The organism is Cyanobium usitatum str. Tous (assembly GCF_003011885.1).
Taxonomy (GTDB): Bacteria; Cyanobacteriota; Cyanobacteriia; order PCC-6307; family Cyanobiaceae; genus Cyanobium_A; species Cyanobium_A usitatum.
Map to the genome: position 1 here is coordinate 32836 of NZ_PXXO01000014.1, position 26470 is coordinate 59305.

Sequence of the window (26470 nt, forward strand, 5' to 3'; positions counted from 1 at the left end):
GGCCCAACTACGAGCCCTCCATGGCCGAGCTGTTTCTGCGGGGACAACCCCTGGCCGATGCCACGGGAACACCATTCCCAATCGAAGCGGTGTTGTTCGACAAGGACGGCACCCTTTGCATCAGCGAACCCATGCTCCACACCCTGGCCTCGGCCAGGGTTTTTCATGCCTGCGAGCTGTTGGGGAAACGCCACCCAGAGCTACCCACCAGCCGAGGCGAAGAACTGGCTCAGCTACTTCAGCGGGCCTACGGGCTCCGCAATATCGCCATCGATCCAGCCGGCGCCACGGCCGTCGGCTCCCGCAGCCACAACCTGATCTCCACCGCCACAGCTTTGGCCCAGGTTGGTCTTGGCTGGCCAGAAGCCCTGGAATTAAGCGAAAGCGTATTTGCGGCCACCGATGGCCTGCATGGCCAGGGAAGTGAGCACCGGCCAATCGCCACCACCGGACTCCACGATTTGATGCAAGCACTGCAGGAAGCAGGAGTGGTGTGCGCCGTGATCAGCAACGATGACGAGGCTGGCATCGAAGCTTTTCTGGCCAGCCAAAACCTCAGGTCCAGGTTTCAAGCCCTGTGGAGTGCCGACCACAACCCGCGCAAGCCAGACCCGGCCGCGGTGCACGCCCTCTGCGCCCAACTGGGTATAAAAGCCAACCGTTGCGCCCTGATCGGCGATGCCAACAGCGACCTGCGCATGGCCCAGCAGGCGGGGGTGCCCGTGGTGCTCGGCTATGGGTCGGGCTGGAGCATCGCCCCGCCACTAGATCCGCGCTTCCCCTGCCTGCAACATTGGCGCGAGCTCCAGGTAAAAGCAGGCCAGCACATAGGCTGAGTTCAGTTGAATTAAGGCTGCATGAGCCGCTACGTCTTCACCTCCGAGTCGGTAACTGAAGGGCACCCCGACAAGATCTGTGACCAGGTGAGCGATGCGGTGCTTGACGCCCTGCTGGCCCAGGACCCGGCTTCTCGAGTTGCCTGCGAGACCGTGGTCAACACCGGCCTTTGCCTAATCACAGGTGAAGTGACAACCACCGCCCGGGTTGACTTCAACACCCTGGTGCGGGGCGTGATCAACCAGATCGGCTATGCCGGGGCCCGCGCCGGCGGCTTCGATGCTCACAGCTGCGCCGTGCTGGTGGCCCTAGACCAGCAGTCCCCTGATATTGCCCAGGGGGTAAATGAGGCCGACGACCACGACGGCGACCCCCTCGATCTGGTGGGAGCAGGCGACCAAGGGATCATGTTTGGCTACGCCTGCAACGAGACGCCAGAGCTAATGCCTCTGCCGATCAGCCTGGCCCATCGCCTGGCGAGGCGGCTGGCCGAGGTGCGTCACAACGGCAGCCTCGGCTATTTGCTGCCCGACGGCAAAACCCAGGTGAGCGTCGTCTACGAAAACGAAGTGCCCGTGTCGATCGACACGATCTTGATCTCCACCCAGCACACAGCTGAGATCGATGGCATCTCGGATGAAAAAGCAATTCGGGAGCGCATTGCCGCCGACCTCTGGAGCCACGTGGTGGAGCCCGCCACCGCCGATCTGGCCCTCAAGCCCTCCCAGGCAGATACTCGCTTCCTGGTGAACCCCACCGGCAAATTTGTGGTGGGCGGCCCCCAGGGTGACGCCGGTCTAACAGGCCGCAAAATCATCGTCGATACCTACGGCGGCTATGCCCGTCATGGCGGTGGCGCCTTCTCGGGAAAGGACCCCACCAAGGTGGATCGCTCCGCCGCCTACGCCGCCCGCTTCGTGGCTAAAGCTCTCGTGGCTGCAGGCCTGGCCCGCAAATGCGAAGTGCAGCTCAGCTACGCCATCGGCGTAGCCAAACCAGTCAGCATCCTGGTGGAAAGCTTCGGCACGGGCGCCATCAGCAATGACGACCTCACCACCCTGGTGCAGGACCAGTTCGACCTGCGCCCCGGGGCCATCATCGACACCTTCGGTTTACGGGAGCTGCCCCAGCAACGCGGCGGCCGTTTTTATCAAGATGTGGCTGCCTACGGCCATTTCGGCCGCACCGACCTGGATCTGCCCTGGGAAAACGTGGACGCCATCGCTGCCACGCTCAAGCAGGTCACCGCAGCGCAGGTCAACGCCTGAGCTGCAGTCCGGCGGGTGAACACTGCACTTGCCCTTGGGGTGGATCTGGGCAGTAGTGGTCTGCGGATTGCCCTGATAGGCCCAGACGGCGAGCAGCTGATCGAAGAGTCCAGCCCCTATCCATCCAGCCTGGAGGAGCCTTTGGGCTGGGTGGAGGGATTAACAAGCCTCTGCGGGCTGCTGCCAGCAGCTACCCGCAAGCAGGTTGGGGCCCTGGCGGTGGATGGCACCTCCGGCACCCTGCTGCTGTGCCGTCCCGATGGCCAGCCCGGCCCTGGCTGCCTAGGCAAAGCCCTGGCCTATCACTTCGCCTGCCGTGAGCAGGCCCCTATTGCTGCAGCCATGGCCGGTTCAGGCCCAGCCGCCAGTGCCAACGGCAGCCTGGCCCGGGCCCTGCACCTGCTGGCACAGGCCCAAGAAATCGGAACGGGCGGCCCCTGGCTGCTGCGTCACCAGGCCGACTGGCTAACCGGCTGGTTGCTTGGTGACTGGAGCTGGGGAGAAGAGGGCAACAACCTGCGCCTCGGCTGGAATCTGCAACAGCAGGGCTGGAGTGGCTCGATTGCGCGCCAGCCATGGGCCACTGCCTTGCCGGCGATCCGCCCCAGCGGCGCGGTGCTGGGGCGGATCGCTGCTACGACCGCCCAAAAGCTGGGACTGGCGCCTGGCTGTCAGGTGGTGGCAGGCAGCACCGACGCCAACGCCGGGGTGCTTGCCGCCCAGCCAGGTAGGGGCGATGGCGTCACCGTGCTGGGTACCACGCTGGTGCTCAAACAGTTCAGCCCCAGGCCGATCGAAGGGCCAGGCATCAGCTGTCACCGAGTAGCAGGAAGCTGGCTGGTGGGTGGTGCCTCCAATGCCGGAGCCGGCATCCTGAGGCGCTTCTTCAGTGACGGACAGATCGAAGAGTTGAGCCGCCAGATCGACCCTCGCCAGCCCACGGGTCTGCAGCTGCGGCCGCTGCCAGCCCGTGGGGAGCGCTTTCCTGTGGACGATCCTGAACTAGAGCCGCTGCTGGGCCCGCGCCCGATCAGCGACGTCCGCTACCTCCAGGCCCTGCTGGAGGGCCTCACAGCCCTCGAAAAACAGGGATGGCAGCGGTTGCAAGCGGCCGGCGCCCCCGACTTGGAGCGGGTGATCACCCTGGGGGGCGGGGCCCGCAACCCCCAATGGCGGCGGCTGCGCCAGCAGAGCCTGGGCATACCGGTGCTGAATCGACCGGGGTGCACAGCTGCCCTTGGCATGGCCAGACTGGCCGCAACAGCCCTGCAAAAACCATGAACGACCGCCTGCGCTCTGTGATCTCCATGGCGGTGTTTGTGGTGCTGGCTGGCTATGTGGGCTTCAGTGCCCTGCGTCTTGGCCTGTTGTTGTGGCAGCGCTTCGGCGCCGCCTAACTCCCTCAGCAGCTTCGTCCGAGCCAGAATCACTCCCATACCCACCGCCGCTCAGCACCATGGCCGCCGACCCCATCACCCCCGCCGTGAGCGATCGGATTTGCCGACACATGAATGACGACCATGCCGAGGCGGTGCTGGCCTATGCCCGTCACTACGGCGGCCTAGGCGCAGCCGAAAAGGCAAGCCTGGTAGCAGTCCGAGCCGAAGCCATGGAGCTTGATGTGGATGGCGCCAAGGTCACAGTGCCCTTCGACCACTGCCTTAGTGACAGTGAAGATGCCCATCGCACCCTGGTGGCGATGTTGCGGGCCCTGCCCCGCTGAAGCCGGCGGCGTGGGAACCCTGCAGGAAACCTGCAGATCCATCCATGGCCTCTTGGTCCCCTGGCCCAACTCCCCTAACAGCAGGGCTGTTAAAGCTGCTGCCCCTGGACTGGATCGCCAAACCACCAAGCCTGCACGCCGATCTGGCGGCGGAATTACCCGAGGGGGGATGCCAGGGCAGTGATCCCATCCATTGGTGGGCCGCTGGCATGTACTCGGGGCGGCTGCGCCGGCAGCTTCTTTATCTGCGCACCCATCCGAATCCAGCAATGGTGGCAGTTCTGGTACAGCCACTAGCCGCAGGACTGGGCGCCGAACCTTGGGCCAGACCACCCCTGCTGGTTGCGATCCCCAGCTGGAAGCGGCGAGCCAACCCTCTGCCCGGCCTGCTGGGCAGAGCCCTTAGCTGGCAACTGGGCTGGCGCCAAGTACCCCTCCTGCAACGCAGTCGGGCAGTGCTGGGCCAGCACCACCTAGGCCGCGAACTGCGCTGGGCTAACCAGGCGGGAGCCTTTCGCTGCTCCGGGTCTGGGCAGCAACAGCACCCCCGGGAGAAAACAGCGGTGGTGCTCTTGGACGACATCCTTACGACGGGTGCTACGGCCTGCGCCGCCGCTGACAGCCTGCGCGAACAGGGCTGGCACGTGGCTGGCATGGCCTGCCTGGCCCGAACCCCGTGGCAGGGCCGTGATCTAAGATCGATTCGTCGCTTAGGCGACGGGCCGGGATAGCTCAGTTGGTAGAGCAGGCGATTGAAAATCGCCGTGTCCCCAGTTCAAATCTGGGTCCTGGCATTCTCATCCCACTACTTTCCTTCCGCGAAAAGCCTGCAGGGTTTGGGATGGCTCAACTAGAAACAGCTGAATATTGCAGCACCATGCGTGAGCATCCACTGAACTCCAACCGGATGTTCAATAACGCCGACAGCTTCGCTCAGGCCTTTGATGAAGCCTGGCAAAAGCATGAACATAGCGATCCCCACCACGGACTTGATCCAGCAGCCAAGGTCGATCTGATGCTCGAGGGGCTTGGCGACCATCCCTTTCTACAAAAACAACCAGAGCTGGCCCGGCAAGTAGCCGCTTTTCGCCTCCGCCTCTTGGGGTTGGCTAGGCCCAGCCAGTAGCGTCAGCCTCACAGCCGTGTAATGGCGTGATGGCGAGCTCCTTGGAGCGATTGGTGCGGATGTTGAGCGGTGGCTTCAGCAACCAGGAGCAGGCTTTTGAGAATCCGCCCCTCTACGCCCACATCCTGGTCAAATTCCGCCCCCTCCCCCAGCTGGCACCGGGCTCCCTGCTGCTGGAGCAGAGCTATGCGATTAACCCTGCAGCTCCCTACCGAATTCGAGTATTGAGGGTGGAAGCACTGAACGGCCAGCTGACGATCGTCAACCAGGCGCTGGCAGAAGATCAACGCTTCTGGGGAGCGGTAGAGGACAGCGAACTCCGTGGCCGGATTCAAACCAGTGACCTATTGCCCCTCGATGGCTGCGCCTACGTGGTGCGAGAAGAGAGCGAAGGATTCGTGGGAGAAGTGGAGCCTGGATGTCGCTGTCTGGTGGAGCGCAAGGGAGCCACCTCCTACCTGGTGAGCCGGCTGGAGCTAAACCCAGCTGGCATGCGCACGATCGACAGGGGCCACGATCCCATCACCCACGAACATCTCTGGGGATCGCTGGCGGGTGCCTTTGAATTTGCCCGAACCGACGACTACAACGACGAGATACCAGCCCATTGGTCTGAGCAGTGGGGCGATTGAGTGGCGCGATTGAGTCTCAGGCGCTGAGCTCATCGAGAAAGGGTTGCTCCTCTTCATCAAGGAAGGGCTCCTCGGCCAGGCTGTCATCCAGAAAGCTATCCTGTAGAGCCTCCTGGGCATGGGCCAGCTGGGGGGCAGCAACTGGACGCAGGTGACGGCCTACGCCTTGATTCTCGATGCCTTTTAGCAAGGCTTCAAGACGAGCCAGTCGGTCTTCGGTGTCATCGAGTCGTAGCTCCGTCTCATCAGACAAAACGCCCTGGCTACCTGCCTGGCCCTCAAGCAGCGGTTCGAGCCTCAACTCCTGAGCGGCAAGCCGCTCCTCCAGTTCAAGGAGGCGGAAGGTGATCGCTTCAGCAACTTCCGAGAGGGTCTGCAGCTGGTCAGCCAGCCGCTGGGTGCAGTCTGCAACCTTTAGCTCAACAGCCATAACCAGAGCCGATGGAATGGGCGGATGGTATCGGCGCAGCCCGGAAGCGCCAGGGGTTGGCGCCCCAAAGCCTGCAGCGCAGCGTTTGTAACGATTCCAAAAGCCTTGTGAACCAACCAAAACAGGCCATGTGGAACAGCGAAGGACAAGCGGTGCTTGCCAACCAATACGGAATGGCCAGGGAACGCCTCAAGAGCTCGAGTCATTGCTCAATCGCAAGTTGTGGAAGGCCAAGTTTTTTGAAAAACGCCCCACCCACCGCATTGTCGAGCGCAAAATGAGGCCCTTGCCGTGGCCCCCTGCACCGAGCAAAACCCTCCAGGCCTTGGGGCAATGACCGTTTGTTAAGGGAGCAGTAGGCAAGCAGGCATCTTGATGAGAATGGGCGAACCAAGTTGACAACAGCCAGGTTGCTGCTCCCTGCCCACAAGGGGCACTGCGCAGCCCTGGGCCCTGACCAGCCTGGAACCCCTATCCACCCTTCCGACTATTCGTCGCGACTAGGAGCCTCCCAATGTTCGACGCCTTCACCAAGGTTGTAGCCCAGGCTGATGCCCGTGGCGAATTCATCAACGCCGGTCAAATCGACGCGCTTGCGGCGATGGTTTCCGAGAGCAACAAGCGGATGGATGCTGTGAACCGCATCACCTCCAACGCATCCAAGATCGTCACCAATGCGGCCCGCGATCTTTTTGAAGCTCAGCCGGCGCTAACGGCTCCTGGGGGGAACGCCTACACCAGCCGCCGCATGGCTGCGTGCCTACGCGATATGGACATCATCCTCCGTTACATCACATACGCCATTTTCAACGGCGATGCATCCGTGCTGGAAGACCGCTGCCTCAACGGCCTGCGGGAGACCTACCTCGCCCTCGGCGTTCCTGGCAATTCGGTTGCTGAAGGCGTTCGCAAGATGAAGGCCGCCGCCATTGCAATTGCCAACGACCGCAACGGCATCACCCAGGGAGATTGCTCAGCTTTAATCAGCGAAATCGGCACCTACTTCGACCGCGCTGCAGCAGCCGTCGGCTGATCAGCTCACTAAAAAGTCAAACCAACTTATTCCCCCCTTCCAATGAAGACTCCCCTTACCGAAGCCGTCGCAGCCGCTGATTCCCAGGGACGGTTCCTCTCAAACACTGAGCTCAACTCAGCTTTTGGTCGCTTTGACCGCGCCAAAAATGCTCTTGCAGCTGCTAAGGGCCTAACAGCCAAAGCAGACAACTTGGTGAACGGCGCTGCCCAGGCCGTTTACAACAAGTTTCCCTACACCACCCAGATGCAGGGTGCAAACTATGCCGCTGACGCCCGTGGCAAGGCCAAGTGCTCCCGTGACATCGGCTACTACCTCCGCATGGTCACCTACTGCCTCGTGGCTGGTGGCACCGGCCCCATGGATGAGTACCTGATAGCCGGGATTGATGAAATCAATCGCGCTTTTGAGCTCTCCCCCTCCTGGTATGTGGAAGCTCTTAACTACATCAAGGCCAACCATGGCCTTGCCGGCGAAGCAGCAACAGAAGCAAACAATTACCTCGATTACGCAATCAACGCACTTGTTTGATCAGGCTTCCTGTAAAAAGTGATTAATAGCCTCCCCGCTCAAGGGAGGCTATTTTTATTGAACAAATAAAAGATATAAAGACTTGCATGCAGAATGTGCGACAAGGCAATAGGCATGTTGCATTAGGCGCGCGCGAAGATTCGAGAAAGACTAGACAGCCCGGGGAAACCGTCCTCCTGCCAAAAAAACCACCATGCCGCCCAATGAAATTTTTTGCATAAAAGACTTAATAAACCAAGCTGGAGAGGAACAGGAGATTCAGTACGGTACGAGCGAGGCACGCTTGCGCATAGACCTAAGAATTGACGACATTGGGCTTTGGAAATCCCATCACGACAAACATCCTGGCAACAAAAATCTTCTACTTGCCTGCGAAAGTAACAGCGGTGAATTATCAGACACCAATCTGACCTGGGTTGTCGGAGCGGCAATCCGTTCAGCCGTGGTTGAAGGAACGTCCGGAGCAAGGGATCTACTTAAAAACCTCGGAGTGTCAGAAGAACTAGTGGATCTGGCAGCTGAATACTGTCCAGACCTTGGCGGGACAGCAGTCTGGGCATTCCATTTGGAGCGACATGGCTGGCTGACCGCTACTCCTGTGGAATCGTGAACCTGACTAAAGAAGCTCAGCAGAAAGTGGTGATCAGCCAACTTGCCAAGGCTGCAAAAGTATGCGGGATAAGCAATCGCAACAACCTCCCCGAAGAGGCAGGAGTGATGATAGCTAAAGCCGATACTTCCAAACGGTTCCTAAGCGCAGAAGAATTAAAAACAATATGTAACTGTTGCAATACCTCAGAAGATGCCATTGAGCTACTGATAGCGGAGTCAAAGCAGGTAATCGACAAAGCAAGGCGACAATTACTAGCCCAACAACCACAGCTCACACTAGCTGGCGGAGAGCTATACCCGGAACCAAGGGCAGAAGCCTGCTGGCGCGATTGCCAACAGTTTCTGCGTGTGATCATTTACGGGGTGGCGTGCGATTGCACAGAAATAACAGATATGGCCGGCATGAGCGCATTACGTCAGTTATACAAAGAGATGGAAGTACCTATCCCTGCGATGATGTATGTGCTATCCCGGATGCGTACACTAACCACACAGCTCCTAGAAACTTCAGGGCATGGTCATGAGGCTACCTGCCTCAACAAGGCTTTTGATAACCTGTGCAGCGCTCTGCTACCAACCGAGCCCTGATAACAGGAAGTGAAGCAAACCAAGCGAGCGATTACCGAAGCGAGCGCAATCACAGAACATAGATGTGTCTGACCACTAGAGAATCAAATCCTGCCTGAAAATGAATCAAAAGCATCAAGCATTTTTGCTACCGGAAGTTCCAAGCCAATGGAGTGCTCCTGAGAAATGCAAACCAACTGCGGCTCAGCATCAACCCGTAGACGCGCGAGGTGCATGCTGGACCAACCGTGTTCTGGAACCACTTGATCTGCGTCAGGCAAACCTTTGTCGTATAGACATAAGAGGTGCAGATCTATCTTCCTGCCTACTAGAGGGATGCAGTTTAAAACTTGCCCGCTATGATAAAAATACTCGTGTACCCGTTGGTATTAATCTTGAAAAGTCAGGTGCAGTAGGGCCTGGCGCAGCTCTTAATGGGGCATTTTTGAATGGTGCAGATCTCAGGGGTATGGACCTACAGAACACCAACTTCATGGGTGCGTACCTAAGCGGATGTGACCTAAGTGGTGCAGTATTAGACGGAGCACGTTTTGTAGGAGCAGACCTAAGGTTTGCAAAAATGCAAGGCAGTCGTTGCATAGGCGCACGCTTTACCGGTAGCCAGTTGCAACAGACAGACTTTAGGGCCGCTAATTTAACAGATGCAATCCTAGATGGGGCTGAAAGTATCAAGGGGGCTGACTTCAGTCAAGCTACGGGTTTGGACACGATACAGCTAGCCAACCTCCTAACTCGCTCACACATCGAACTGGATTGCTGGAACCCACTCACTAGGCAAGCGACCCGGACGACACTGGAATCGCTGCTGGGATCCACAACAAGTCCCGCATAGCGCGCTGGCAATGGCAGACAAAGCGAAGCGATTGAAACAAAAGATTGAGGTTTATAAAGCTACGGTCGAGGGCTATGGGATGCCGGGGATAATTGCAAGGTATCGCCACGAAAGTCATGCCGTTTGGTCCAGCCTCCATCCTGGGTGTGGAGAGCTTCTCCCAAGAGTGCGAGGCACCACGTGAGCTAGTTCCAGGGGACGACGACCAAGCGAAGGAGTCAGTAATCCGGGCTGTCTACAGACAGGTGCTTGGGAATGCCTACGTCATGGAGAGCGAACGACAAGTTGTTGCAGAATCGCAGTTCAAGCTAGGTGAGATCAGCGTTAGAGAACTGGTAAGACGTATCGCAAAAAGCGATCTTTATAGCACGCGCTTTTTTGACTCATGCGCGCGATACCGCTATATCGAACTAGCTTTTCGCCACCTACTCGGACGTGCTCCAGCAGATTTTGAGGAAATGCGGGGGCATGCCGAAAGACTAGATACAAGTGGCTACGAAGCAGACATCGACAGCTTCTTAGATTCTGACGAATATCAGAACACCTTTGGTGAGTGGACAGTTCCATATCAGCGTGGGTGGAAAACAGAATCCTGTGCAACGCTTCAAGAGTTCACCTGGTCATTCCAGTTGCTACGTGGCAACAGCAGCAGCAGCCTAAAAGGCAACTTGGCTGGAATCAGGAGCCGTCTTGGCGGTGCTGCCTATCAAAACCGCCCCCTTCCTGTGGTAGCTCCCTCATCACAAGATTCCCAAGGCTGGAGCTTCCGGCCAGCTGCCAACCTGACAGATCCCGTGACCCGGATAGGTGTACTCGCAGGTGAAGCAGGCAAAGTCTATCGAGTTGAAGTAACAGCATACAGGGCCAATAACGTGCGACCCACATCACGCTATAGGAAAGCGAACAGAGTACTCTTCGTCCCATTCAACAAGCTATCTGAGCAGTATCAACTTATTCACCGCGAAGGCGGCAAGATCGCAAGCATCACACCATTAAGCTGATCCATTGCCAAAACCAGCCCTATTTAGCAACAGAGTTCCCAAATCAGCAAAAAACAAAGGAATTAGATGTCCAAAAACGTCTAACGACTTATCTTCCAACTAACAAAGCAAGTCCGCTAATCCCATAGCCCCATGACAGCAAATCAAAGCAATTCACTTGACTTCGGAGCCACTCAGCTGCTTGAAGCACCAGCAAGGTTTTCTCGACAAAGGACTGATACCGTAGAAACTGCCACAAGCGAAGATCAATTTCGCAACCAGCAGCTACTAAATACGCCGTCTGCATTCACTGCAAACGACAATGCTGCTTTTCACATAGCAGTAAGAGCTGCATACCGGCAGGTATTCGGCAATGTTCAGCCGATGGAAAGCGAGCGCCTGCTGAGTGCCGAATCAAAATTACGCAATGGGGACATAAACGTACGGGAATTCGTACGTAGATTGGCCCAATCCGATTTTTATCGCTCACGCTTCTTTGATGCCGTGTCTCCGCATCGAGCAGTTGAGCTTAACTTCAAGCATTTGCTGGGCCGCCCCCCCCAGAATCAAGCAGAGGTTGCTAGCCATGTGGCATTAATCGCCACAAGTGGCTTCACAGAAGAAATCAATAGCTATCTTGATTCCGATGAGTATCTAAAGTCTTTTGGCGAGGAAACAGTTCCATACCCAACAAGCTGGAACTCACCAGTAGGCCAGCCTCAAGCAGCGTTCAACAGGATCGCAGCACTTGAGCAGAATTTCGCTGGCAGCGACACAGCCGTAGGAACCAAAAGTCAACTGCTAGGCAATCTAGTTAGCGGCTACAGGCTATCAATAAAAGTGCCTGCACAGGTTTACCGATCTGGTTCCCTAAGTCAGATGGGTAGAACAGCGGCTGGTTCGAACGGAATGTTAGTGCCTGTCAAGCGGAACAGTGCCGATGGAGGCGACTCGACACCGATGCGTGGTGATCTATACGTTGGCTTTGGGCTTGGCCAGCGCCAGCAGGAAGTATTCGAGCGCTGCAACGGTGATTCAGCAGATCAGATTACTGCGCTGATCCGCTCGGTATACCGCCAAGTGCTGGGCAATCCCCATGTAATGGACAGCGAGCGCAACTTAACAGCAGAAAGCCAGTTTGCTGAGGGAAGGCTCAGCACCCGTGAATTTATAAGAGCTATTGGACTCTCTGCAGACTATCGCCGTCGCTTCTTCGAAACAAATGCTCCCTACCGTTTTGTTGAGCTGAATTTCAAACATATTTTGGGGCGTGCACCCGCATCTCAGGCCGAGATGAGTGAGCATCTACAAAGGCTAGCCATTCACGGCTATGACGCAGAAATCAACAGCTACGTTGATAGCGAAGAGTATCAGAACACCTTCGGCGAGAATACTGTTCCCTACCTGCGTGTAGCAACTGAAAATGGTCGCGAACAGGTTTCCTTTAATCGACACATAGCACTAGTTCAAGGCTATGCGGCCAGTGACACCATTCAATGTGCCTCAAGCCTGCTAAATTCGGTAGCAACAAGATCTGCACCTACAAACTGGACAAATACAACCGTACGGATTAACAGGCTTGGTGCAGCCTCTGGATCAGCTGATCCCACATCCAAGCGGTTCCGTATTGTCGTCAATGCCCAGCCTGCAGGCGGCCGCCAACGCAACCCGAACGCCAGTTACGTAGTAAGCGGCAATGACATTACAAGCCAACTGGGATACATCCATAGACGCGGTGGTCGGATCATTTCTGTGACCGAAATCACCTAGAAAACACTAGTTCATTTATTCGGGACAACTGCTAATTTCTGAACTCCCCCCCTACCAACCTAAAAACAATGGAAATCGAAACTCTTAACCGGGCCAATTCGGGTTTACGCCAATCAGAAGCTCAAGCCCAGCTGAAAGCCGCCTACCGCCAGGTATTTGGCAATGCACACCTATTTGATGAAGAGCTCTCAGTCTCTGCAGAGAGTCTATTCATCAACGGCGACCTCACTGTGCAGGGGCTGGTCAATGCTCTAGCTCTGTCCGACAGCTATCGGCGTCTCTTTTTTGATGCAAATGGTCCCTATCGATTTGTTGAACTCAACTTCAAGCATCTCTTAGGCCGCGCCCCACGAAATCAGGCTGAACTGAGCAAGCATGTTCAGCTCCTAGCCACAGAAGGATACGAAGCAGAAATCAACAGCTATATATACGGCGCCGAGTATCTAGAGGTCTTTGGCTTTGATACAGTACCTTATGACAGGGGAGTGGCAAGCCAGAAAGGTGAATCCAACCTTACATATAACAGAACACGTGCCTTGACTTCAGGCTTTGCAAGTTTTGATGGTGACGGGCAATCACAATTATTAGTCAGCCTGGCGACCAGATCAGCCCCCGGAGGCAGTCAAAAAACTCCCGGCCCAGGAGGTCGCAACAACCAGCGCTACGCTATTCGCTGGACAAGCGTTAATCCAGTCGGCCTAAATCGACGGGTAACGCAAACGACAACCGTTCCCTTCAGCTCACTATCATCAGCCATCCAATCAATTCATCGACGCGGAGGTCGCATCGCCTCAGTAAAGGAATCCTAAGTCAAACTAAACCGGAGGCGGTTCAAAGCCTTAATAAGTATATTAAGGCAACTCTTGCGCCGCCTCCCAAAAGCATCAACAGCAAGCACCCTGGCTGCAATCCATGAATTTAAAGGACAAAGACTATCGCAAAGCAGAGTGCACTCAGATTAATCAGAGCACTGAAGAAACGCAGCCTGCGATCAACATGATGATCGATACATGGGTACACATGGTTCAGGCAGGTCGTCTGCCAGTTGCAAGGACCACTCACAGAAACAGGGCCTGAGCAGCGTTGATGCAGCTGGAATCTTTTGTAGCTCGCAGCCTAGGCCGCTGGCGATCCATGAGAAGTGGTCATTCTCTTGCTTTTCAGCAATTTGAGGATGTTCGCAGTTCAGTATTGATTGAACCAATTGGACTCCAAGATCCGTTGGTACTTAAGTTAATTAGAGACTGCAAAATACACGACGCCAAACCCCTTCTGCCATTCCGAATGGAATGGAATGCAGAAAGTGACTGGGAGCCAGATGGCCCCAGTGAAGTATCAGCAGGATCATGCGTACTAATTCCAATCCCGACTGATAATCAAAAAGGAATCTTACTGCGAAGCGCTGGATACGCAGAGGCCGAGCAAGCAGTATCAAACTATGCTTTTTTAGAAGATGATACTTTTATACTCACTACCCAATATGGTCAATCGATTGCAGAGGAAAGGATCTGGTTCGTATCTGAGAATGTTCGCTGCCGCTCATCAGTGCTGCGAACTTCAGCCGGCTCAGGAATACTGCAAACATCCTTCGCATCTGAAATCAGACGGTTAGATTCCTTCAGCCAGTAGAGTTCGCCATGATAGGTATTACCCTAAAATTCGCTAAAATTCTAGCTGGACACTACAGTAATTTCTCTCAGTCACAGAGAGATCCCGTAAATTTTGCCCATATTAACATCTATTTTCGCCCTCTGCCTTGGGAAATATTTCAGGGCCCTGGTTTTTACTCCGAGCAGAGCTATGGGCACGATCCTTGGCGACCATATAGGCAAGGCGTACATCGGCTAATTTCGACCGAGAAGGTGCAGATTGTTGAGAATTTTGGATTCGACCAACCAATTCGCTTAGCTGGAGCAGGCTTCACGCCTAAACTGCTCAAGCTTATTCATATTGATCGCCTCAAACAACGCTGCGGTTGTGCGATGCATTTCCAAGAGACGACACCGGGTTGCTTCAGCGGGAAGGTAGAGCCTGGTAATAAATGCCTAGTACCACGTGATGGGCGGCCTACCTATCTAGTGAGCGAGGTGTTGGTTGATCATGAAAACTGGATTAGTAGAGATCAGGGTTTTGATCCAGCTACCAATACCTTGCAATGGGGCTCCGAACATGGGCCACTACGTTTTGAACGCGTGGCTAGCTTTGAGAATGAAGTCACAGCTGAGTGGGCACGTCTAAGTAATCATAAGGGAGAAGAATCTGAACAAATTGGATAAAACAGAAACCATGCAAGCTGATGGACCAGCTATCCAGCAATTCCGTAGCTGGATTCGCTCGCAGCACCTAATTTGCCAAGGCCAAGACTTTATTTTTGAAACAATTGATCATAGTCAGCTTGAGCGTTTTGAAGCCTGTCTAAATATGCTTGATGGGCAAGTGCGGTCTGTAAGAGCAATCGGAAACTGGCCCATGGGGCCCCGTCGAACATTCAAGATACTGAGAGCTGAAGCAGCTGTGCCAAGACCCAAAGGCCTGGAAATTCAGCGCTACTGGGCTGAACGTGGGTCCTTTCAGACCCGGTTTTCGGAAATAAGCAGTTGACGCCTACGATCTACAAAAACATCAGGATCCTGCACGGCAAAAGCATTCTGTAATAGCTGAAATATTTCATGGTTATGCCCAACATCAATTGAATCAAGACCCATCAATGCAGCATAACGTAGCTCCCAGCTCGGCGTGAAATCGGAGGACAAAAGCTGCCGCACACTTTTGCACCATATATCAGGAAAGTGTTTATTCAAAGCCAAGCAAGCAGCCGCTCTTGATTTACCGAATTGTGGGCGCTTGCTGTTCATAGCTTCCAGCAGCAATGCCTCAATGACAGGAGTAGCAGCGGAAGGCCAGATATCCACACTGCCAAGAAGCTGAATGAAGAAATAATGAGCACCATAGTCATTATAAGCATCCTCCTGCCATCGCTTCCAGAAAACAGGCCAGAGCTCTTCTACTGGCCTATGCTTCAATGTGGACAATGCTAGGTAGCAACGGCTAAAGTCAGTACCAAAAAACTCATCAAATAAAAATAATATGGTTGGTTCAGTGTCGTAGCAGTGCGCCAAGACCAAACCTTCTGGCTGATCCCACATCAGCGAATCTAAACAAGTAAGCAGGTCAATGCCTGCGTGTTCTTTGTCTTGGCCAGGCCAGAGTGTCCGCAGAGCGCGCAACCTGAACACAGGGGACACGGGCGCCTTGAGAATCGAAGGCAATAGATATGTAGCCCGACAGTCAATTAAATCCTGAATCGCCGACTGCCGGTCCATTTGGTTAGGCAGGGTCAGGTGGTCTTCCAATTCTTGAAGGCGACTGCCATCTCCACTGAGCTGTGCAACCCCGGCCAAAGCAGCGCCGCGAACCCCTGGATTCGCCTCATCTTGCAGCGATTGAAGTACGGGCAAGGCCGCATGCACTTCTAACCCCACAAGAGCCTGGATAAGAACCCGGCGGCTCTGGCCTGGATCATTGAGCAGCGGGAGCATTGCCTGATGGAGTTCAACATCCTGGCAATTGAGCTGAAGAAGGGCCCAGGCGGCATTTTCAACGAGATAGTGATCATTGCTCCCTAGGCAACGCCCAATGCTGGGGATGGCCCGTTGAACCCCAAGCCGGCCCAAAACTTCGACCGCTTTGCGGCGCGCAAGGTTAACCGCCTGTTCGCCCGAAGAATTATCAATGAGCCTCAATAATGCCTCCTCCGTTTTATCGCCGGGGAAATTCACGAGATGGGCGGCCGCCATGTAGTAGTCGCTGGCAGAATCAAGCGAGTCAAGAGATTGTTCAAGAATCGCTAGCGCATCATGGTGGCTGAGCCCGGGATGGATATTGTCGTAACTGTTGCTGGAGCTTGCCAAAATACTGTCCTCAGAAGTCAAAGTGGACGCGGCTGTGGAGCTCAAAGCAGAGCTGCTTCCAACTCTGATAGCCGGCAGGGCAAGAGCGCTGAAAGTTTAAGAGTTATGTGTCTTGATGCAACCCAGCCCAGGAAGCGTTCAATATGAACCCATCTAAATTAGAGGCACAATGGGACCCCATCAATGTGGTGCGCTTTTACTTGTTACAAGCATCAATTCTGAAACTCCCCAGAGGGTTGCTCAGAAGCTGCGAGTTCCGCGCCATATGCTGAGCCACACTATGCAGCAACTACACCAGAATGGAATCCCGGTTACGTCGGTATGTCTGATGGAGGCGGCCAGCTCAGTTTCCGCAGTGGCGACCACAGCCTCTACGGATCCAGTCGAATCACCCAAGTCTGGACAGCAATCACCTCGCCGCCGCCGCAAATAGCCCAGCTCAGCCTTGAAGCTCGAACACACCATCAGGAGCACGCCCCTGTTTGAGCAGATCCCAGTTGATTGACTGAAGGAAAGCGGCGGTGTTCAGAGTCTCCACCACATCGACCCCCCAGTCACTCTGCTGCAGCAACGCTCCAGAGGCGCCTTGATCGTCCTTGCGTCCACCTAAGGCCAACAGCTGGCAATCATGATCAGTAGCACCTGCAGAGCAGCGAAGCTGTCGCCAGGCCAGGAGTACGGCATTGGCCAAATCGACGGGCAGCAGGTCGGCTTCCACCTGAACCAACCAGTGAGGGTGGCTGACTGCCTGAACCCGGACATCGGTGGACAGGTGTGCAACGAGACCAGCCGCCAGTTCCGCGGAATTCAAGCCCTTCAGGTTGTCGGAAACCACCTGAAGGTTGTGGGAGAGCAAAAAGCGTGTCATGTCCTGATCTTGTTAAGCCCACCATAGGATCGCGGCGGCTATCCCTGATAATTAGTTCAATAGGAGGGACCCTTGTCTGCCGAGCTGTCCGCTACCCCCGCATCTGGAATCCAGCAACTGAGCGTTGAGGAAGCCAACATTCTTGCTGCAGAGCTTCGTTCCCAACTTCGTCAGGGGTTAGTTCCTTCATCCGACACCCCAGCTATTGAGCGCATGGTGGCTGGTCTCGGCGATACCAGGGGCTTGATGCGGCTCACCTTTGCCGAAAGCCTTGGAGCAGTGGGTGCTGCAGCGGTGCCAACTCTCTGCCGTGCATTGCAGTCTCACGACAACGTCACCGTTCGACGCGCTGCAGCTAAGACTCTGACCCTGATTGCAGATCCAGCTGCCTTGCCCGTTTTACTCGAAACCCTACTCTCAGATTCGGATCCCGTTGTGCAGGGATCAGCGGTCGGAGCGATGGCTGCAGTCGGCGAGCAGGCTCTCAATCCACTCCTCTCAGTGCTGGTTCATCCAAAAGCTTCGGCCATGCAACAGGGGCTGGCCAGCTGGGGGATCGCTTTTATCGGCGCCAAGGCGCCCGAAGCGCTTCGCCAAGCAGCCAGCTCGCCGGATGCCAGGATAAGAGCGGCAGCAATAGCAGCTCTCGGCGAACAGATCCAGTCTTTGGGGGATGACGAGGCGAGACAGCTGCTTCTAACCGCGCTGGATGACCTGGACTCCGAAGTGCGGGCAGAAGCTGCAACGCTGATGGGGAAGTTGCAGGAGCCAGAATGGGCCTGCCCGCGCCTGCTCCCCCTGCTCACCGACTCGGAAGAACAGGTTCGCAAAAACGCTGCTCTATCGCTGATGAAGCTAGGGGCCAGGGATGCATTGCCTGACTTAAAAGCAAGTGTGGAACAGGAAGTACAACCTGGTGTCAGATTAGTGCTAGAGCTAGCGATCAGTCAGCTAAGCAAGTGAGGATAACAATCGTCTCGCGTCAGCCCGGCTGAGGTTGACGTGCTTGCAGGTCCCTTATTCGAGCCAAGGCTGATTCAAGGGTCTCTCGCACATAACTATCTAACTTTGGTTGGCGCTGCAGATCCTTAAGAGTTGGTTCAATTGCAGGATCATCAATCTGGGCGAGTGCATTGACAGCTGCTACCGCCTGGGCTGGATTATCACCGCCCACCACTCTTAGCAACAGCGGCACCGCCTGCCCACCAACCTGCCCAAGGGCCATCACCGAAGCAACAGCCACAACCGGTGAGTCGTCGCTAAGTGCCTCCTCGAGAGCCTGCATCGCTGTCTCGGGGAAATGGATCCCAGGCTGGTTTGAAGCCACCTGGGCATAGGCCTTCACGCAGCTGGCGCGGATAGTACTGTCCGTGCTAGCCATAAGAAGATCCGCTAAGGGCAGCAAGGCTGCCGCGCCAAAGGCGCCAATACCACGAACAGAAGCCCTGCGTAAAGCTATATCCGGTTGGGCCAACAAACCAAGCAGGCGAGGTAGAGCTTGCTGAGGCCAATCCCTGACCATGGCCATAAAAGCCTGGCTTTGAATATAAGGATTAGGGTGGGCAAGATCATCAAATAAGATATCTAATGCTTCCATTTCCATCGAGGAGAGGGGGTAGGCGACGGCTAATTTTCACACAAAAAAGGAGGCCCGAAGGCCTCCCTGGTTTGTCCTCAACAATTAATCAGAAACTGATCAGGAGAGGGCGTTGATGGCGTAATCAAGGTACGACTTCAACTCATTGAGAGCCTGGGGGCTCATGTCACGAGGGGAGCAAGCCCGATCGCGGGTGAAGGTGAGCGCTTCCACGTAAGCAGCGGTAGGCAGACGCAGGGTGCGGTACACCTCACGGGCTCCGGCAATGCCCCACTCATCGAGAGGGCCAGTGCCGCCCACAACCAGGCAGTAGTTGATCAGACGCAGATAGTGAGCGATGTCGCGGTAGCACTTGTCCACCTTGACCTGGTTCTCACCAGCTTCGCCAGCTTGCTTGAGGTAGGGGTACTTGCTGAAGCAGGCGTCACCAGCCTCCTTGGTCACTTTGTCCAGACCGGCAGCCAGCTTTTCAGCAGCTTCAAGGCGAGCAGTAGCTCGCTGAATGTTGCCCTGAACAGCTTCCAGGTCGTTCTGGGAGGGGAAGCGACCAGCGGCATCAGCGGCGGTCACAACAGTGGTCACAACAGACTTCATCGTGAAGATCCTCGTTTAATTGAGTAGTAGTGGTTTAAAAAAAGCAATCTCTTCGGATGAATCAGCTGAGGCCGCTGATCACACGGTCAAAGTAGGTAGCAGCTTCAGCCACTAGAGCGGAGCAGTCGCCCTGAACGGTTTCCATCTTGCGGAAACGGGTTTCCACAGGGTTGGTGCCGCTGGTGTTTGTCTCGTTGATGTGAGCTGTGGAAGAAGCCTTCATGATGGCCACGGCGCGAGCGGCAGACTGAAGGGGAACGCCCAGAGCGATGTAGGTCTCCTTGAGGCCGTTCAGGCAGCGGTCGTCCAAAACCGATGCGTCGCCTGCCAGCAGCGCGTAGCTGATGTAGCGAAGCACAATTTCGCCATCGCGCAGGCAGGCGGCCATGCGGCGGTTGGGATAGCAGTTGCCACCAGCCTGGATCAGGCCAGTGTTTTCGCAGATCATGCCGGTGACTGCATCTGAAACGATGCAGGAGGCATTGCTGGTGATGGCGTTAACAGCGTCTAGACGCTTATTTCCCTCAGTAACATAGTTACGGAGAGCAGCGAGCTCACCGCCTCCAATAGGGGCAGTCTTCGAATCTGCGCTGACGACAGCGCGTGAAAAGGCGTCGAGCATGGGAAAGGGGCCAGGGGTGCTTGTGCTTAGCCAATTGACAGCCAGTGAAGATCGTTAGATCTGTTCAGGTCTGTATGGCGTAGCTGCCTCTCGGGGAAGGCGTAAGGGGAAACTACGGTCATCTCCCGCCTCAGGCCCCCCATCAAGCCAATCATGCAAACTTTCGTCACCCATCGCGCTCGGACTTGAAAAGTGCAGCGCTGGCAAAGGGTTTTGGCAAGGGGAAGGCACGCACTCCCTCCTAATCGCGGAACAAAGCACCAGGAGATTTATCTTTTCTTCCATTTTCACCATGGATGCGACCCATTTGAAGCTGCTCTAGTGGATCGCAGCGGTCGACTCCGTATGCTGACATCCGCCCAATCCAAGCCATGACCGACGGCACTCCCCCTCGCGCCGACACGTCTGCAATCAACGCATCCGATCCCAGCCGGCAGGAGTTGGAGGAGTCGATTGATCAGCTAGCGGCCTACCGCGATCGACTTATCAAAGATGTGATCGGCATGGGGCAAAGACTGAAGCTCCCTCAGAAGCAAGTGGACTTCACCCTGGCTCAGCATCCCGAGCTGCAGAAGTTAGAAGCAATTCTGGCTCAGCTTGAGTCCCAGAAGTCCGAGCAGGACTAACTCCCATCCCCCTCACACGCCCGTGGCACCCATGGACCCAGCCCGAACGATGGACCAGTTCTTGGCGGCCAGTCGAGGGACCTGGCTGACGCGACGGGCTGTGCACCACCTCGACCACCAAGATGATGAATTCGGCGATTCCAATCTTGTTATCGAGCCCTTCTCCGCTGAGGATCCAGCCGTCGAGCAGATATGTCTAACTCTTAATATCAACCCTCTACTAGCAGCAGGAGGGGCCCGTTTCTGGTGGGAGAGCAATCTTAAACCCCTAGCCAGAACAGATGATCAAGCGGCTGTATTAATAGATATCCCTCTGGCAGGAGATCCCACTCAGGGTTTTCTGGTCCGGGACAAGGGCTACGTGGAGAAGCAGCCCGTCCTCAGTCAATACACCTTTTCAACTGATGGCGTCATGACCGTTACCACGCGCTATGACAGCAATGTCGGCACGGAGCGCTGCTGGTTCGTCACGGATCAGGTGCGAATGCGGGTGAGCTCAGTGCAGTGTCTCGATGGTGTGTCGATGACCACCTACTGCACGGAGCTTCGTTGCCCCTCCGACGCAACTCTGCAGTCGCTTCGGGAAAGCGCCGATTCCATGGCCGCCGGTTTCCGTTAACCCACCCTGCTCCTGAGCACTCCGAGATGTTTGACCCTTTTTTGCAAGAGCTCAATAGCAGGCTGGAACGGTCTGGAGCGCAGCCCATTGCCCCACCCGATGGGCTAGCTGAATGTCGCTCCCCGAAGAGGCAGAGCGTGATCCAAAGCTGGCTCTGGCAGGTGCCTGGGTTCCGGCGCTGGCGGGTGACCAGGATGGACGCGGGGGACAGCCTGCAAGTGTTGAATTCGGTGGCCTATCCCGAATACAACAACGATCAGCCCCTTATGGGAATCGATCTCCTTTGGTTCGGCACCCGCGGCAAGCTGGTCGCAGTGCTTGATTTTCAGCCACTACTGCAGGATCAAAATTATCTTGACACCTATTATCAAGGCCTAAAAGAACTTATTTCACGCCACCCGGATCTTCACGGTGCTGAGGCGATGCGCTCATTTGATCCAAACCAATATTTTTCGCCCTGGCTGCTGTTCTGCCGTGGAGGAGCTGAGGAGGCGCAGGAATCTTTGCCCAGAGCTTTCACTGCCTTTCTCGACTGCTACTGGCAGCTCAGCGCCGAAGCCGGCCAACGCACTTCCATAGTTACAGCAGAAAAGGTGAAAACCCTGCAGGAGGCATACGATGTCTATAGCGCCGAAAGAGATCCGGCTCACGGCCTGTTTAGCAGCCACTTCGGCAAGGCTTGGTCGGATCGTTTTCTGCACGAGTTCCTTTTCCCATCTAGCCCGCAGCAATGACAGCACCGCAAAGCTGCAGCCTTGACCAGGTCAGAATCCCCGGTTGGCGTTGGCAGCCCTTTCTTGATCATGCAGTCGAAATGCTTCAGGCATTGGAGCCAGCCGCCTACCCCGTGCCGGAGCAGTTTCTGCAAAAAACCGGATCCACCGGTTCGAAGGCACAGCCGGTAGTTGTGCAAACTGCAACCTGGGCATGTCAAACCAACAAACTTCGCCAGGTGAGGGCCGCCTGCGTGGAGGCGGGGCCAGCAGCGTCCGTGCTGAACCTAGTCATCAATCCCCACTGCCGTTTTGATCTGCCTTTCTTCGGAGCAGATTTGGTCACGCTGCCCTCAGGCCATCTGCTAGCCCTTGACCTGCAGCCAGTTGACCGCAGCGATTCCCTCCATACCCAACCAGTCTGGGATAGATTGCTCCCAATTTTTAACAACTGGAAACCTCACTTACCTGATGGCGGACCCATTCCTGCTGAGGCGGAACCTTACTTTTCGCCTGCATTTCTCTGGACCCGTCTACCTTTGGGAGCAGCCTCCGATGAGCTGATCAGTACCGTTATATTCCAAGCCTTTGCTGAGTATTTAAAGCTTTATTTACAGCTCGTGGATGAAGCATCCCCCGTAGCAGACGATCGCTCAGCGATATTACTCAATGGCCAAAGGCGCTACACCAGCTACCGGGCAGAGAAAGATCCGGCAAGGGGGATGCTCGGCCGCTTTCACGGCACGGAATGGACCGAGACATATATCCATGAGGTGTTGTTCGATCTGGATAGACACTATCCCTAGTAAAAAGGAGATCAAAGCAGACCTATGGCATGAAGAGGGCCACTTCCACTGATCAGCTCCACCAGGAAAGCGGAGAATCCGACCATAGCTAAGCGGCCATTCCACACTTCTGAGCTGTTGTTCCAGCCCCAAGCCCACTTGTCTTGGGGGTAGAGCTTCACGGTGCTGGGCAAAGCCGCCGCCTGGTCAAGATTCACTTCGGGCCCATCCAGGGCCTGCTGGACAAGTCGCGCAAGCCCCTGGATGAAAGCAGGGTTGGTGTCAAGCGCCGGCACACGCCGAAAATTAGTGATGCCCGACTCGAAAGCCAGCTTGCGGTACTCAATGTCGATCTCTTCAAGGGTCTCGATGTGCTCGCTCACAAAACTGATCGGCACAACCACCAGATCCTTCACACCCTGCCGCCCTAGCTCCGCCAATGCCTCGTCGGTGTAGGGCTTGAGCCACTCCACAGGACCCACCCGGCTCTGATAAGCAAGGGTGAAAGAGTTGCTGTGGCCCAATGTGGCCTCCAACTTCTCGATGATCAGCCGGGCGCAGGTTTCGATCTCCCCTTGGTAGGGATCGCCCGCTTCTTCCACGTAGCTCTTAGGAACACCGTGGGCGCTGAAGAACACGTGGGCGCTGTCAGGGTCCGGGCAGGCCTGGATCTCGCGGGCGATCAGCCCGGCCATGGCGTCGATATAGCCCCGGTCATCGTGGTAGCTGCGGATGCATCGAATCGGCAAAGCTGCGAAGACAGGATCAGCCTGACGAAGACGCTGAAGCTCCCTAAAGCTGGAACCGCTGGTGCTAATTGAGAAGTGAGGGTAAAGAGGCAGCACCACCACCTCATCCACATCGTCGGCTTTGATGTCTGCCACCGCCGATTCGGTGAATGGGTGCCAGTAGCGCATCGCCACGTAGCTGGTGGCCTCGATCCCAAGCAGGCGCAGGGCACTCTGCAGCTCCCGCGCCTGCTGCTCGGTGATTCGCCGCAGTGGCGAGCCACCGCCGATAGAGCGATAAGCCTCCTGCGACTTGCTCGCCCGCAGACTGCTGATCAGCCAAGCCAGAGGTTTCTGCAGAGCCGGGTTGGGTAGCCGGATGATCTCCGGATCCGAGAACAGGTTGTAGAGAAAAGGGCCGACATCCTGGATGCGCTCCGGACCCCCGAGGTTCAGCAGGAGCACACCTACCTTGGCCATGGCTTGGCGATCATGAGGCCAATCATCACCTTAGGTCTACAACCGCTTGCAGCTGCACTCGCTCGGTTAATTAAGAAACGTTTAGGGTCAGCCCTGACAACGAAGTGGATCAAGCCACGCCCCAGCCCCAGGGATCTTTCACCAGCGGATAGTGGCCTGAGAGCCCCATAAACTTTTCGCTGCGGACCCCTCTGATCACGAAACAACGATTCTGGAAAACCCGATTACCAAACTGAAGACGATGGAAGCTTCAGATAACCACGCCAAAGCCGCAGCTGATCGGCAATGGGACCTTATGCGCGCCAGCTTTGATGGCGACTGGCAGGGAACAACCACCTGGTATGGCCGCAACGGCGACGGCATGAACATGAAGCAGGGCACCGTCAACCCGGAGGCCTCGCTTTACGCCATCCGCTTCTCGGATGCGCATACGGGTGAATGGCATGGAACCGGCCTTCGATTCGCACCGGGTGGAGAACGCCGCTTCCCCCTATATCGGCACAATTACAACCTCAGCCACAACTGCTGGCATTTTCCGCAGACTGCAGGTCAGTCGAGCCTGCAAATGGCAGGCAGCGTCGCGCGTGCTGGGCATGAAGTGAACTTCTTCAGCGGTCGCAGTCGTTCGATGCTGGTTGCGCTTTACCAGCAACAACCGGATGGACAGATGCTGCTGGACTCAATCGCCGCCACACCCTTCCGCTGCCAACGCACCAGTCCTGACCCAGAACGCACTCAGTTTCAATCGTTGGAGGCGGTATTAGAGACCGTCATTGGCTGGCAAGGGGTGGAATCAGTGATCAGACCCGGATTCAGTTCTGGAATTGCAATGTCAGAACAGCGGCTGGCGCCATTCTGTAGCGAATGGTTTATCAAAAATGAAGTGAACGGGCTATTTGCAGATAATTTAATCTGCAGCCTGCCGGAGATTTTGCCAAAGCATTCATTTGGCCTCCACTTCGGCTGCATACTAGATCGTCAAAACTTTGTGCATCTAACAATGGAGTTTGATGCCAATCACAATCTCTTGGCCTGGATAGAGCGCCGCTATCAGCCCACCATGCATGGATGAGAGAGGCTGAAGCCAAGCTGCTTAAGCTTCTCATTACTCACCCGCGCATTAAGGATTCGATCGCTGGTGTCTCTGGTCAACCACTTGGCCAGTGGCAGCCCAGCGCGCTCACACAACCGATTTGTGAGCTCCTGGCCGTTGTACTGGGTATCATTGACCAGGTTGTACGTGTCATTCAGGCCTTGGTCAAAGGCGAAGTTGATACCGCGAACGATGTCGTCGCGGTGAATCCAGCACGGCACATTCAAGCCATTACGCTGCACTAATCCGCCAGCTGCACTGAGCAACATGGCCGGAATATCACGTCCAGGCCCATATATGCCACCGAGGCGCAACACGCAGACCTTGATCGATTCGGAGCGGACCGACGCGATCATCTGCTCTGCCCTCACGAGCACGGAATTCACTGGATGATTTGAATCAGTTGGATCGCTCTCACTTGTGAGCGCTCCCTGCCGGTTGCCATACACGCCACAGCTACTTAGGTGAACAAGCTGGAGTGGCGAGCTGACAGGCCGACGGCTAAGCGTTTCGATCAGCCGTTGCAGACCGCCAAGAAAGGTCTGCTCGTATTGGCTCAGCTCAACACTGGAACTCTTCGACGGAGCGAAGGACACCAAGATGCCGTCGAGATCTGCTGCGAAGTCCAGACTGCTGGAGGGATCCGTCGAATCAAAAACCAGCGGATTCCCTACTAGGTCGGCCAGCTCTGCCAAGCGTTCATGCCGGGTTGTGGTGCCCCAAAGTGCATGCCCTTCCTGCTTCCAGGATTTGGCAACCGCTTCGCCCACATAGCCACAACCCAGGATTGCGCGACGCTCGCCCGAGGGCAGGATCGGGCGCTCTTGGAGAGACAGCAACTGATAGAGGGAAGCCAGATCTGGGGCAGAAGTCATCCCGCAAAGCCCAATCATGAAGTTTTGCAACCCTAGGCCTGCCGGATGGGGGGTTGCGTTGTCACCGCTACGGATGACGCTCCCTGAGCCCTACTCGGTTCTTGTGGCAGCCTGAGCTATCTCCTTAAGCCCATGCCCGTCTATTGCGTCGAAGTGCCTGGACTAGCGCCAGTTTCCGTGACTTGCGCCGGCTGCAGCGGAGATGCTTTGCAACTGGCACTGCGGGAGCAGGGACTGGACAACTTCCGTGTCGAGCGGCGCAGCAAAGATGGTCGCCAGTGGTGGTTTCAGGCCAACTTCAAGCCAGGCACCATCGACCCAGCCACCCCTGGAGGTCTCACCCGGCTGGTGAGCGTTGATCTAATTGAGGACTGATGGGTCCGATCCAAGCGCCGCTAAGCCTCAGGCCGCCACCACTTCCGTGCTGCCCGAACGCTGACGCCGGGTAAGGAAGCCAAACAGAACCTTGCCAATGGCAGCGATCAGATTGCCTTCCAGTTCCTGGAACATGGTCATGTTCAGGTGGAAGGCGTGGTTGGCCTCCTCCACAATGCGATCGGCCATGGCTTGGTCGATCGGCAGGGCGTCGAGGGTGGT

33 protein-coding genes and 1 tRNA gene are annotated in these 26470 nt (G+C 56.0%); 25 read left to right on the forward strand and 9 right to left on the reverse strand.

Annotated features, from left to right (window positions below; genetic code table 11):
* The first annotated feature begins 20 nt into the window (after positions 1-20).
* The 8 genes from C7K55_RS11250 (at position 21) to C7K55_RS11285 (ending at position 5586) form a co-directional block, all read left to right on the forward strand.
* Positions 21-836, forward strand: a complete 816-nt coding sequence (locus C7K55_RS11250; protein ID WP_106632823.1) for an HAD family hydrolase — start codon at positions 21-23, stop codon at positions 834-836.
* Between the two features lie 21 nt (positions 837-857).
* Positions 858-2105: a methionine adenosyltransferase gene (gene metK, locus C7K55_RS11255; protein WP_106632824.1), complete on the forward strand. Its 1248-nt coding sequence runs from the start codon at positions 858-860 to the stop codon at positions 2103-2105.
* Positions 2106-2120: 15 nt separating this feature from the next.
* Positions 2121-3386 (forward strand): FGGY-family carbohydrate kinase, encoded by a 1266-nt coding sequence (locus C7K55_RS11260; protein ID WP_106632825.1) that lies wholly within the window; start codon positions 2121-2123, stop codon positions 3384-3386.
* Between the two features lie 175 nt (positions 3387-3561).
* Positions 3562-3828 (forward strand): DUF2470 domain-containing protein, encoded by a 267-nt coding sequence (locus C7K55_RS11265; protein WP_106632826.1) that lies wholly within the window; start codon positions 3562-3564, stop codon positions 3826-3828.
* Between the two features lie 44 nt (positions 3829-3872).
* Positions 3873-4559 (forward strand): ComF family protein, encoded by a 687-nt coding sequence (locus C7K55_RS11270; protein WP_106632827.1) that lies wholly within the window; start codon positions 3873-3875, stop codon positions 4557-4559.
* Positions 4550-4622: transfer RNA gene (locus C7K55_RS11275), tRNA-Phe, on the forward strand. The genes C7K55_RS11270 and C7K55_RS11275 overlap by 10 nt, the downstream gene beginning before the upstream one ends.
* A gap of 83 nt (positions 4623-4705) precedes the next feature.
* A complete protein-coding gene (locus C7K55_RS11280) occupies positions 4706-4954 on the forward strand; it encodes a hypothetical protein (protein WP_127432023.1) in 249 nt (82 codons plus the stop codon).
* A gap of 29 nt (positions 4955-4983) precedes the next feature.
* Positions 4984-5586: a chromophore lyase CpcT/CpeT gene (locus tag C7K55_RS11285; RefSeq protein ID WP_106632829.1), complete on the forward strand. Its 603-nt coding sequence runs from the start codon at positions 4984-4986 to the stop codon at positions 5584-5586.
* 16 nt (positions 5587-5602) lie between these two features.
* On the opposite strand, the gene C7K55_RS11290 is transcribed toward C7K55_RS11285, so the two are convergent.
* Positions 5603-6016 carry a hypothetical protein gene (locus C7K55_RS11290; RefSeq protein ID WP_106632830.1) on the reverse strand — a complete coding sequence of 138 codons (414 nt, stop codon included), beginning with the start codon at positions 6014-6016 and terminating at the stop codon, positions 5603-5605.
* 514 nt (positions 6017-6530) lie between these two features.
* Here C7K55_RS11290 and C7K55_RS11295 point away from each other — a divergent pair.
* The 10 genes from C7K55_RS11295 to C7K55_RS11335 all read left to right on the forward strand — a co-directional run bounded on the left by C7K55_RS11295 (position 6531) and on the right by C7K55_RS11335 (position 14638).
* Positions 6531-7049, forward strand: coding sequence for a phycocyanin subunit beta (locus C7K55_RS11295; protein ID WP_106632831.1), 519 nt, complete (start codon positions 6531-6533; stop codon positions 7047-7049).
* Between the two features lie 42 nt (positions 7050-7091).
* The gene (gene cpcA / locus C7K55_RS11300) at positions 7092-7580 is read left to right on the forward strand and encodes a phycocyanin subunit alpha (RefSeq protein ID WP_106632832.1); all 489 of its coding nucleotides are present in this window, start codon (positions 7092-7094) and stop codon (positions 7578-7580) included.
* A gap of 193 nt (positions 7581-7773) precedes the next feature.
* Positions 7774-8190 (forward strand): hypothetical protein, encoded by a 417-nt coding sequence (locus C7K55_RS13320; RefSeq protein ID WP_127432024.1) that lies wholly within the window; start codon positions 7774-7776, stop codon positions 8188-8190.
* A complete protein-coding gene (locus C7K55_RS11305; protein ID WP_106632833.1) occupies positions 8187-8780 on the forward strand; it encodes a globin family protein in 594 nt (197 codons plus the stop codon). Before C7K55_RS13320 ends, C7K55_RS11305 begins: the two co-directional genes overlap by 4 nt.
* 100 nt (positions 8781-8880) lie before the next feature.
* Positions 8881-9612 carry a pentapeptide repeat-containing protein gene (locus tag C7K55_RS11310; protein WP_106632834.1) on the forward strand — a complete coding sequence of 244 codons (732 nt, stop codon included), beginning with the start codon at positions 8881-8883 and terminating at the stop codon, positions 9610-9612.
* A gap of 116 nt (positions 9613-9728) precedes the next feature.
* Positions 9729-10613: a phycobilisome linker polypeptide gene (locus C7K55_RS11315; RefSeq protein ID WP_106632835.1), complete on the forward strand. Its 885-nt coding sequence runs from the start codon at positions 9729-9731 to the stop codon at positions 10611-10613.
* A gap of 132 nt (positions 10614-10745) precedes the next feature.
* On the forward strand, positions 10746-12362 hold the full coding sequence (locus C7K55_RS11320; protein WP_106632836.1) for a phycobilisome rod-core linker polypeptide: 1617 nt from the start codon (positions 10746-10748) through the stop codon (positions 12360-12362).
* A gap of 68 nt (positions 12363-12430) precedes the next feature.
* Positions 12431-13171 (forward strand): phycobilisome rod-core linker polypeptide, encoded by a 741-nt coding sequence (locus C7K55_RS11325; RefSeq protein ID WP_106632837.1) that lies wholly within the window; start codon positions 12431-12433, stop codon positions 13169-13171.
* 277 nt (positions 13172-13448) lie between these two features.
* Positions 13449-13991 carry a phycobiliprotein lyase gene (locus C7K55_RS11330; RefSeq protein ID WP_106632855.1) on the forward strand — a complete coding sequence of 181 codons (543 nt, stop codon included), beginning with the start codon at positions 13449-13451 and terminating at the stop codon, positions 13989-13991.
* Positions 13992-13999: 8 nt separating this feature from the next.
* A complete protein-coding gene (locus tag C7K55_RS11335) occupies positions 14000-14638 on the forward strand; it encodes a chromophore lyase CpcT/CpeT (protein ID WP_106632838.1) in 639 nt (212 codons plus the stop codon).
* Positions 14639-14932: 294 nt separating this feature from the next.
* On the opposite strand, the gene C7K55_RS11345 is transcribed toward C7K55_RS11335, so the two are convergent.
* Together C7K55_RS11345 and C7K55_RS11350 are read right to left on the reverse strand one after the other, a co-directional pair.
* A complete protein-coding gene (locus C7K55_RS11345; protein WP_106632856.1) occupies positions 14933-16273 on the reverse strand; it encodes a HEAT repeat domain-containing protein in 1341 nt (446 codons plus the stop codon).
* Positions 16274-16712: 439 nt separating this feature from the next.
* The gene (locus tag C7K55_RS11350) at positions 16713-17141 is read right to left on the reverse strand and encodes a DUF2656 family protein (protein ID WP_106632840.1); all 429 of its coding nucleotides are present in this window, start codon (positions 17139-17141) and stop codon (positions 16713-16715) included.
* 72 nt (positions 17142-17213) lie between these two features.
* Here C7K55_RS11350 and C7K55_RS11355 point away from each other — a divergent pair, with 72 nt between their 5' ends.
* Positions 17214-18104 carry a HEAT repeat domain-containing protein gene (locus C7K55_RS11355; RefSeq protein ID WP_106632841.1) on the forward strand — a complete coding sequence of 297 codons (891 nt, stop codon included), beginning with the start codon at positions 17214-17216 and terminating at the stop codon, positions 18102-18104.
* A 19-nt stretch (positions 18105-18123) separates the two neighbouring features.
* Here C7K55_RS11355 and C7K55_RS11360 read toward each other — a convergent pair whose 3' ends face one another.
* The 3 genes from C7K55_RS11360 to cpeB form a co-directional block, all read right to left on the reverse strand.
* A complete protein-coding gene (locus C7K55_RS11360; protein ID WP_106632842.1) occupies positions 18124-18744 on the reverse strand; it encodes a HEAT repeat domain-containing protein in 621 nt (206 codons plus the stop codon).
* A 93-nt stretch (positions 18745-18837) separates the two neighbouring features.
* Positions 18838-19332 (reverse strand): class 1 C-phycoerythrin subunit alpha, encoded by a 495-nt coding sequence (cpeA, locus tag C7K55_RS11365; RefSeq protein ID WP_106632843.1) that lies wholly within the window; start codon positions 19330-19332, stop codon positions 18838-18840.
* A gap of 61 nt (positions 19333-19393) precedes the next feature.
* Complete coding sequence (cpeB, locus tag C7K55_RS11370; protein ID WP_106632844.1) at positions 19394-19954, reverse strand: class 1 C-phycoerythrin subunit beta; 561 nt, start codon at positions 19952-19954, stop codon at positions 19394-19396.
* A gap of 371 nt (positions 19955-20325) precedes the next feature.
* Here cpeB and C7K55_RS11375 point away from each other — a divergent pair, with 371 nt between their 5' ends.
* From C7K55_RS11375 to C7K55_RS11390, 4 genes are read left to right on the forward strand one after another with little or no spacing between them, the layout of a single operon-like run.
* Complete coding sequence (locus C7K55_RS11375; protein ID WP_106632845.1) at positions 20326-20580, forward strand: hypothetical protein; 255 nt, start codon at positions 20326-20328, stop codon at positions 20578-20580.
* Between the two features lie 31 nt (positions 20581-20611).
* A complete protein-coding gene (locus tag C7K55_RS11380; RefSeq protein WP_241518342.1) occupies positions 20612-21199 on the forward strand; it encodes a phycobiliprotein lyase in 588 nt (195 codons plus the stop codon).
* 26 nt (positions 21200-21225) lie between these two features.
* A complete protein-coding gene (locus C7K55_RS11385; protein WP_106632847.1) occupies positions 21226-21933 on the forward strand; it encodes a 15,16-dihydrobiliverdin:ferredoxin oxidoreductase in 708 nt (235 codons plus the stop codon).
* Complete coding sequence (locus tag C7K55_RS11390; protein ID WP_106632848.1) at positions 21930-22718, forward strand: phycoerythrobilin:ferredoxin oxidoreductase; 789 nt, start codon at positions 21930-21932, stop codon at positions 22716-22718. Before C7K55_RS11385 ends, C7K55_RS11390 begins: the two co-directional genes overlap by 4 nt.
* A gap of 11 nt (positions 22719-22729) precedes the next feature.
* On the opposite strand, the gene hemH is transcribed toward C7K55_RS11390, so the two are convergent.
* Positions 22730-23905, reverse strand: a complete 1176-nt coding sequence (gene hemH, locus C7K55_RS11395) for a ferrochelatase (protein ID WP_106632849.1) — start codon at positions 23903-23905, stop codon at positions 22730-22732.
* Between the two features lie 241 nt (positions 23906-24146).
* Here hemH and C7K55_RS11400 point away from each other — a divergent pair, with 241 nt between their 5' ends.
* A complete protein-coding gene (locus C7K55_RS11400; protein ID WP_106632850.1) occupies positions 24147-24977 on the forward strand; it encodes a hypothetical protein in 831 nt (276 codons plus the stop codon).
* Here the strand turns inward: C7K55_RS11400 and C7K55_RS11405 are convergent.
* Complete coding sequence (locus C7K55_RS11405) at positions 24956-25903, reverse strand: NAD-dependent epimerase/dehydratase family protein (protein ID WP_127432025.1); 948 nt, start codon at positions 25901-25903, stop codon at positions 24956-24958. The two genes, C7K55_RS11400 and C7K55_RS11405, sit on opposite strands and share 22 nt — an antisense overlap.
* Positions 25904-26005: 102 nt before the next feature.
* Here C7K55_RS11405 and C7K55_RS13325 point away from each other — a divergent pair, with 102 nt between their 5' ends.
* Entirely contained in the window at positions 26006-26248 is a 243-nt protein-coding gene (locus C7K55_RS13325; RefSeq protein ID WP_127432026.1) for a hypothetical protein, read from the forward strand.
* Between the two features lie 27 nt (positions 26249-26275).
* On the opposite strand, the gene C7K55_RS11410 is transcribed toward C7K55_RS13325, so the two are convergent.
* The coding region (locus C7K55_RS11410; protein ID WP_193486305.1) for a biliverdin-producing heme oxygenase at positions 26276-26470 on the reverse strand (195 nt) is incomplete at its 5' end.

Coding starts and splice junctions, on each gene's coding strand:
- C7K55_RS13320 (WP_127432024.1), top strand. CDS start 7,774: ATGCCGCCCAATGAAATTTTTTGCATAAAAGACTTAATAAACCAAGCT.
- C7K55_RS13325 (WP_127432026.1), top strand. CDS start 26,006: ATGCCCGTCTATTGCGTCGAAGTGCCTGGACTAGCGCCAGTTTCCGTG.
- C7K55_RS11390 (WP_106632848.1), top strand. CDS start 21,930: ATGACAGCACCGCAAAGCTGCAGCCTTGACCAGGTCAGAATCCCCGGT.
- C7K55_RS11265 (WP_106632826.1), top strand. CDS start 3,562: ATGGCCGCCGACCCCATCACCCCCGCCGTGAGCGATCGGATTTGCCGA.
- C7K55_RS11375 (WP_106632845.1), top strand. CDS start 20,326: ATGACCGACGGCACTCCCCCTCGCGCCGACACGTCTGCAATCAACGCA.
- C7K55_RS11270 (WP_106632827.1), top strand. CDS start 3,873: ATGGCCTCTTGGTCCCCTGGCCCAACTCCCCTAACAGCAGGGCTGTTA.
- C7K55_RS11400 (WP_106632850.1), top strand. CDS start 24,147: ATGGAAGCTTCAGATAACCACGCCAAAGCCGCAGCTGATCGGCAATGG.
- C7K55_RS11290 (WP_106632830.1), bottom strand. CDS start 6,016: ATGGCTGTTGAGCTAAAGGTTGCAGACTGCACCCAGCGGCTGGCTGAC.
- C7K55_RS11385 (WP_106632847.1), top strand. CDS start 21,226: ATGTTTGACCCTTTTTTGCAAGAGCTCAATAGCAGGCTGGAACGGTCT.
- C7K55_RS11285 (WP_106632829.1), top strand. CDS start 4,984: ATGGCGAGCTCCTTGGAGCGATTGGTGCGGATGTTGAGCGGTGGCTTC.
- C7K55_RS11310 (WP_106632834.1), top strand. CDS start 8,881: ATGAATCAAAAGCATCAAGCATTTTTGCTACCGGAAGTTCCAAGCCAA.
- metK (WP_106632824.1), top strand. CDS start 858: ATGAGCCGCTACGTCTTCACCTCCGAGTCGGTAACTGAAGGGCACCCC.
- hemH (WP_106632849.1), bottom strand. CDS start 23,905: ATGGCCAAGGTAGGTGTGCTCCTGCTGAACCTCGGGGGTCCGGAGCGC.
- C7K55_RS11325 (WP_106632837.1), top strand. CDS start 12,431: ATGGAAATCGAAACTCTTAACCGGGCCAATTCGGGTTTACGCCAATCA.
- C7K55_RS11335 (WP_106632838.1), top strand. CDS start 14,000: ATGATAGGTATTACCCTAAAATTCGCTAAAATTCTAGCTGGACACTAC.
- C7K55_RS11320 (WP_106632836.1), top strand. CDS start 10,746: ATGACAGCAAATCAAAGCAATTCACTTGACTTCGGAGCCACTCAGCTG.
- C7K55_RS11380 (WP_241518342.1), top strand. CDS start 20,612: ATGGACCCAGCCCGAACGATGGACCAGTTCTTGGCGGCCAGTCGAGGG.
- C7K55_RS11295 (WP_106632831.1), top strand. CDS start 6,531: ATGTTCGACGCCTTCACCAAGGTTGTAGCCCAGGCTGATGCCCGTGGC.
- C7K55_RS11280 (WP_127432023.1), top strand. CDS start 4,706: ATGCGTGAGCATCCACTGAACTCCAACCGGATGTTCAATAACGCCGAC.
- cpeB (WP_106632844.1), bottom strand. CDS start 19,954: ATGCTCGACGCCTTTTCACGCGCTGTCGTCAGCGCAGATTCGAAGACT.
- C7K55_RS11360 (WP_106632842.1), bottom strand. CDS start 18,744: ATGGAAATGGAAGCATTAGATATCTTATTTGATGATCTTGCCCACCCT.
- cpeA (WP_106632843.1), bottom strand. CDS start 19,332: ATGAAGTCTGTTGTGACCACTGTTGTGACCGCCGCTGATGCCGCTGGT.
- cpcA (WP_106632832.1), top strand. CDS start 7,092: ATGAAGACTCCCCTTACCGAAGCCGTCGCAGCCGCTGATTCCCAGGGA.
- C7K55_RS11350 (WP_106632840.1), bottom strand. CDS start 17,141: ATGACACGCTTTTTGCTCTCCCACAACCTTCAGGTGGTTTCCGACAAC.
- C7K55_RS11315 (WP_106632835.1), top strand. CDS start 9,729: ATGCCGTTTGGTCCAGCCTCCATCCTGGGTGTGGAGAGCTTCTCCCAA.
- C7K55_RS11250 (WP_106632823.1), top strand. CDS start 21: ATGGCCGAGCTGTTTCTGCGGGGACAACCCCTGGCCGATGCCACGGGA.
- C7K55_RS11330 (WP_106632855.1), top strand. CDS start 13,449: ATGCAGCTGGAATCTTTTGTAGCTCGCAGCCTAGGCCGCTGGCGATCC.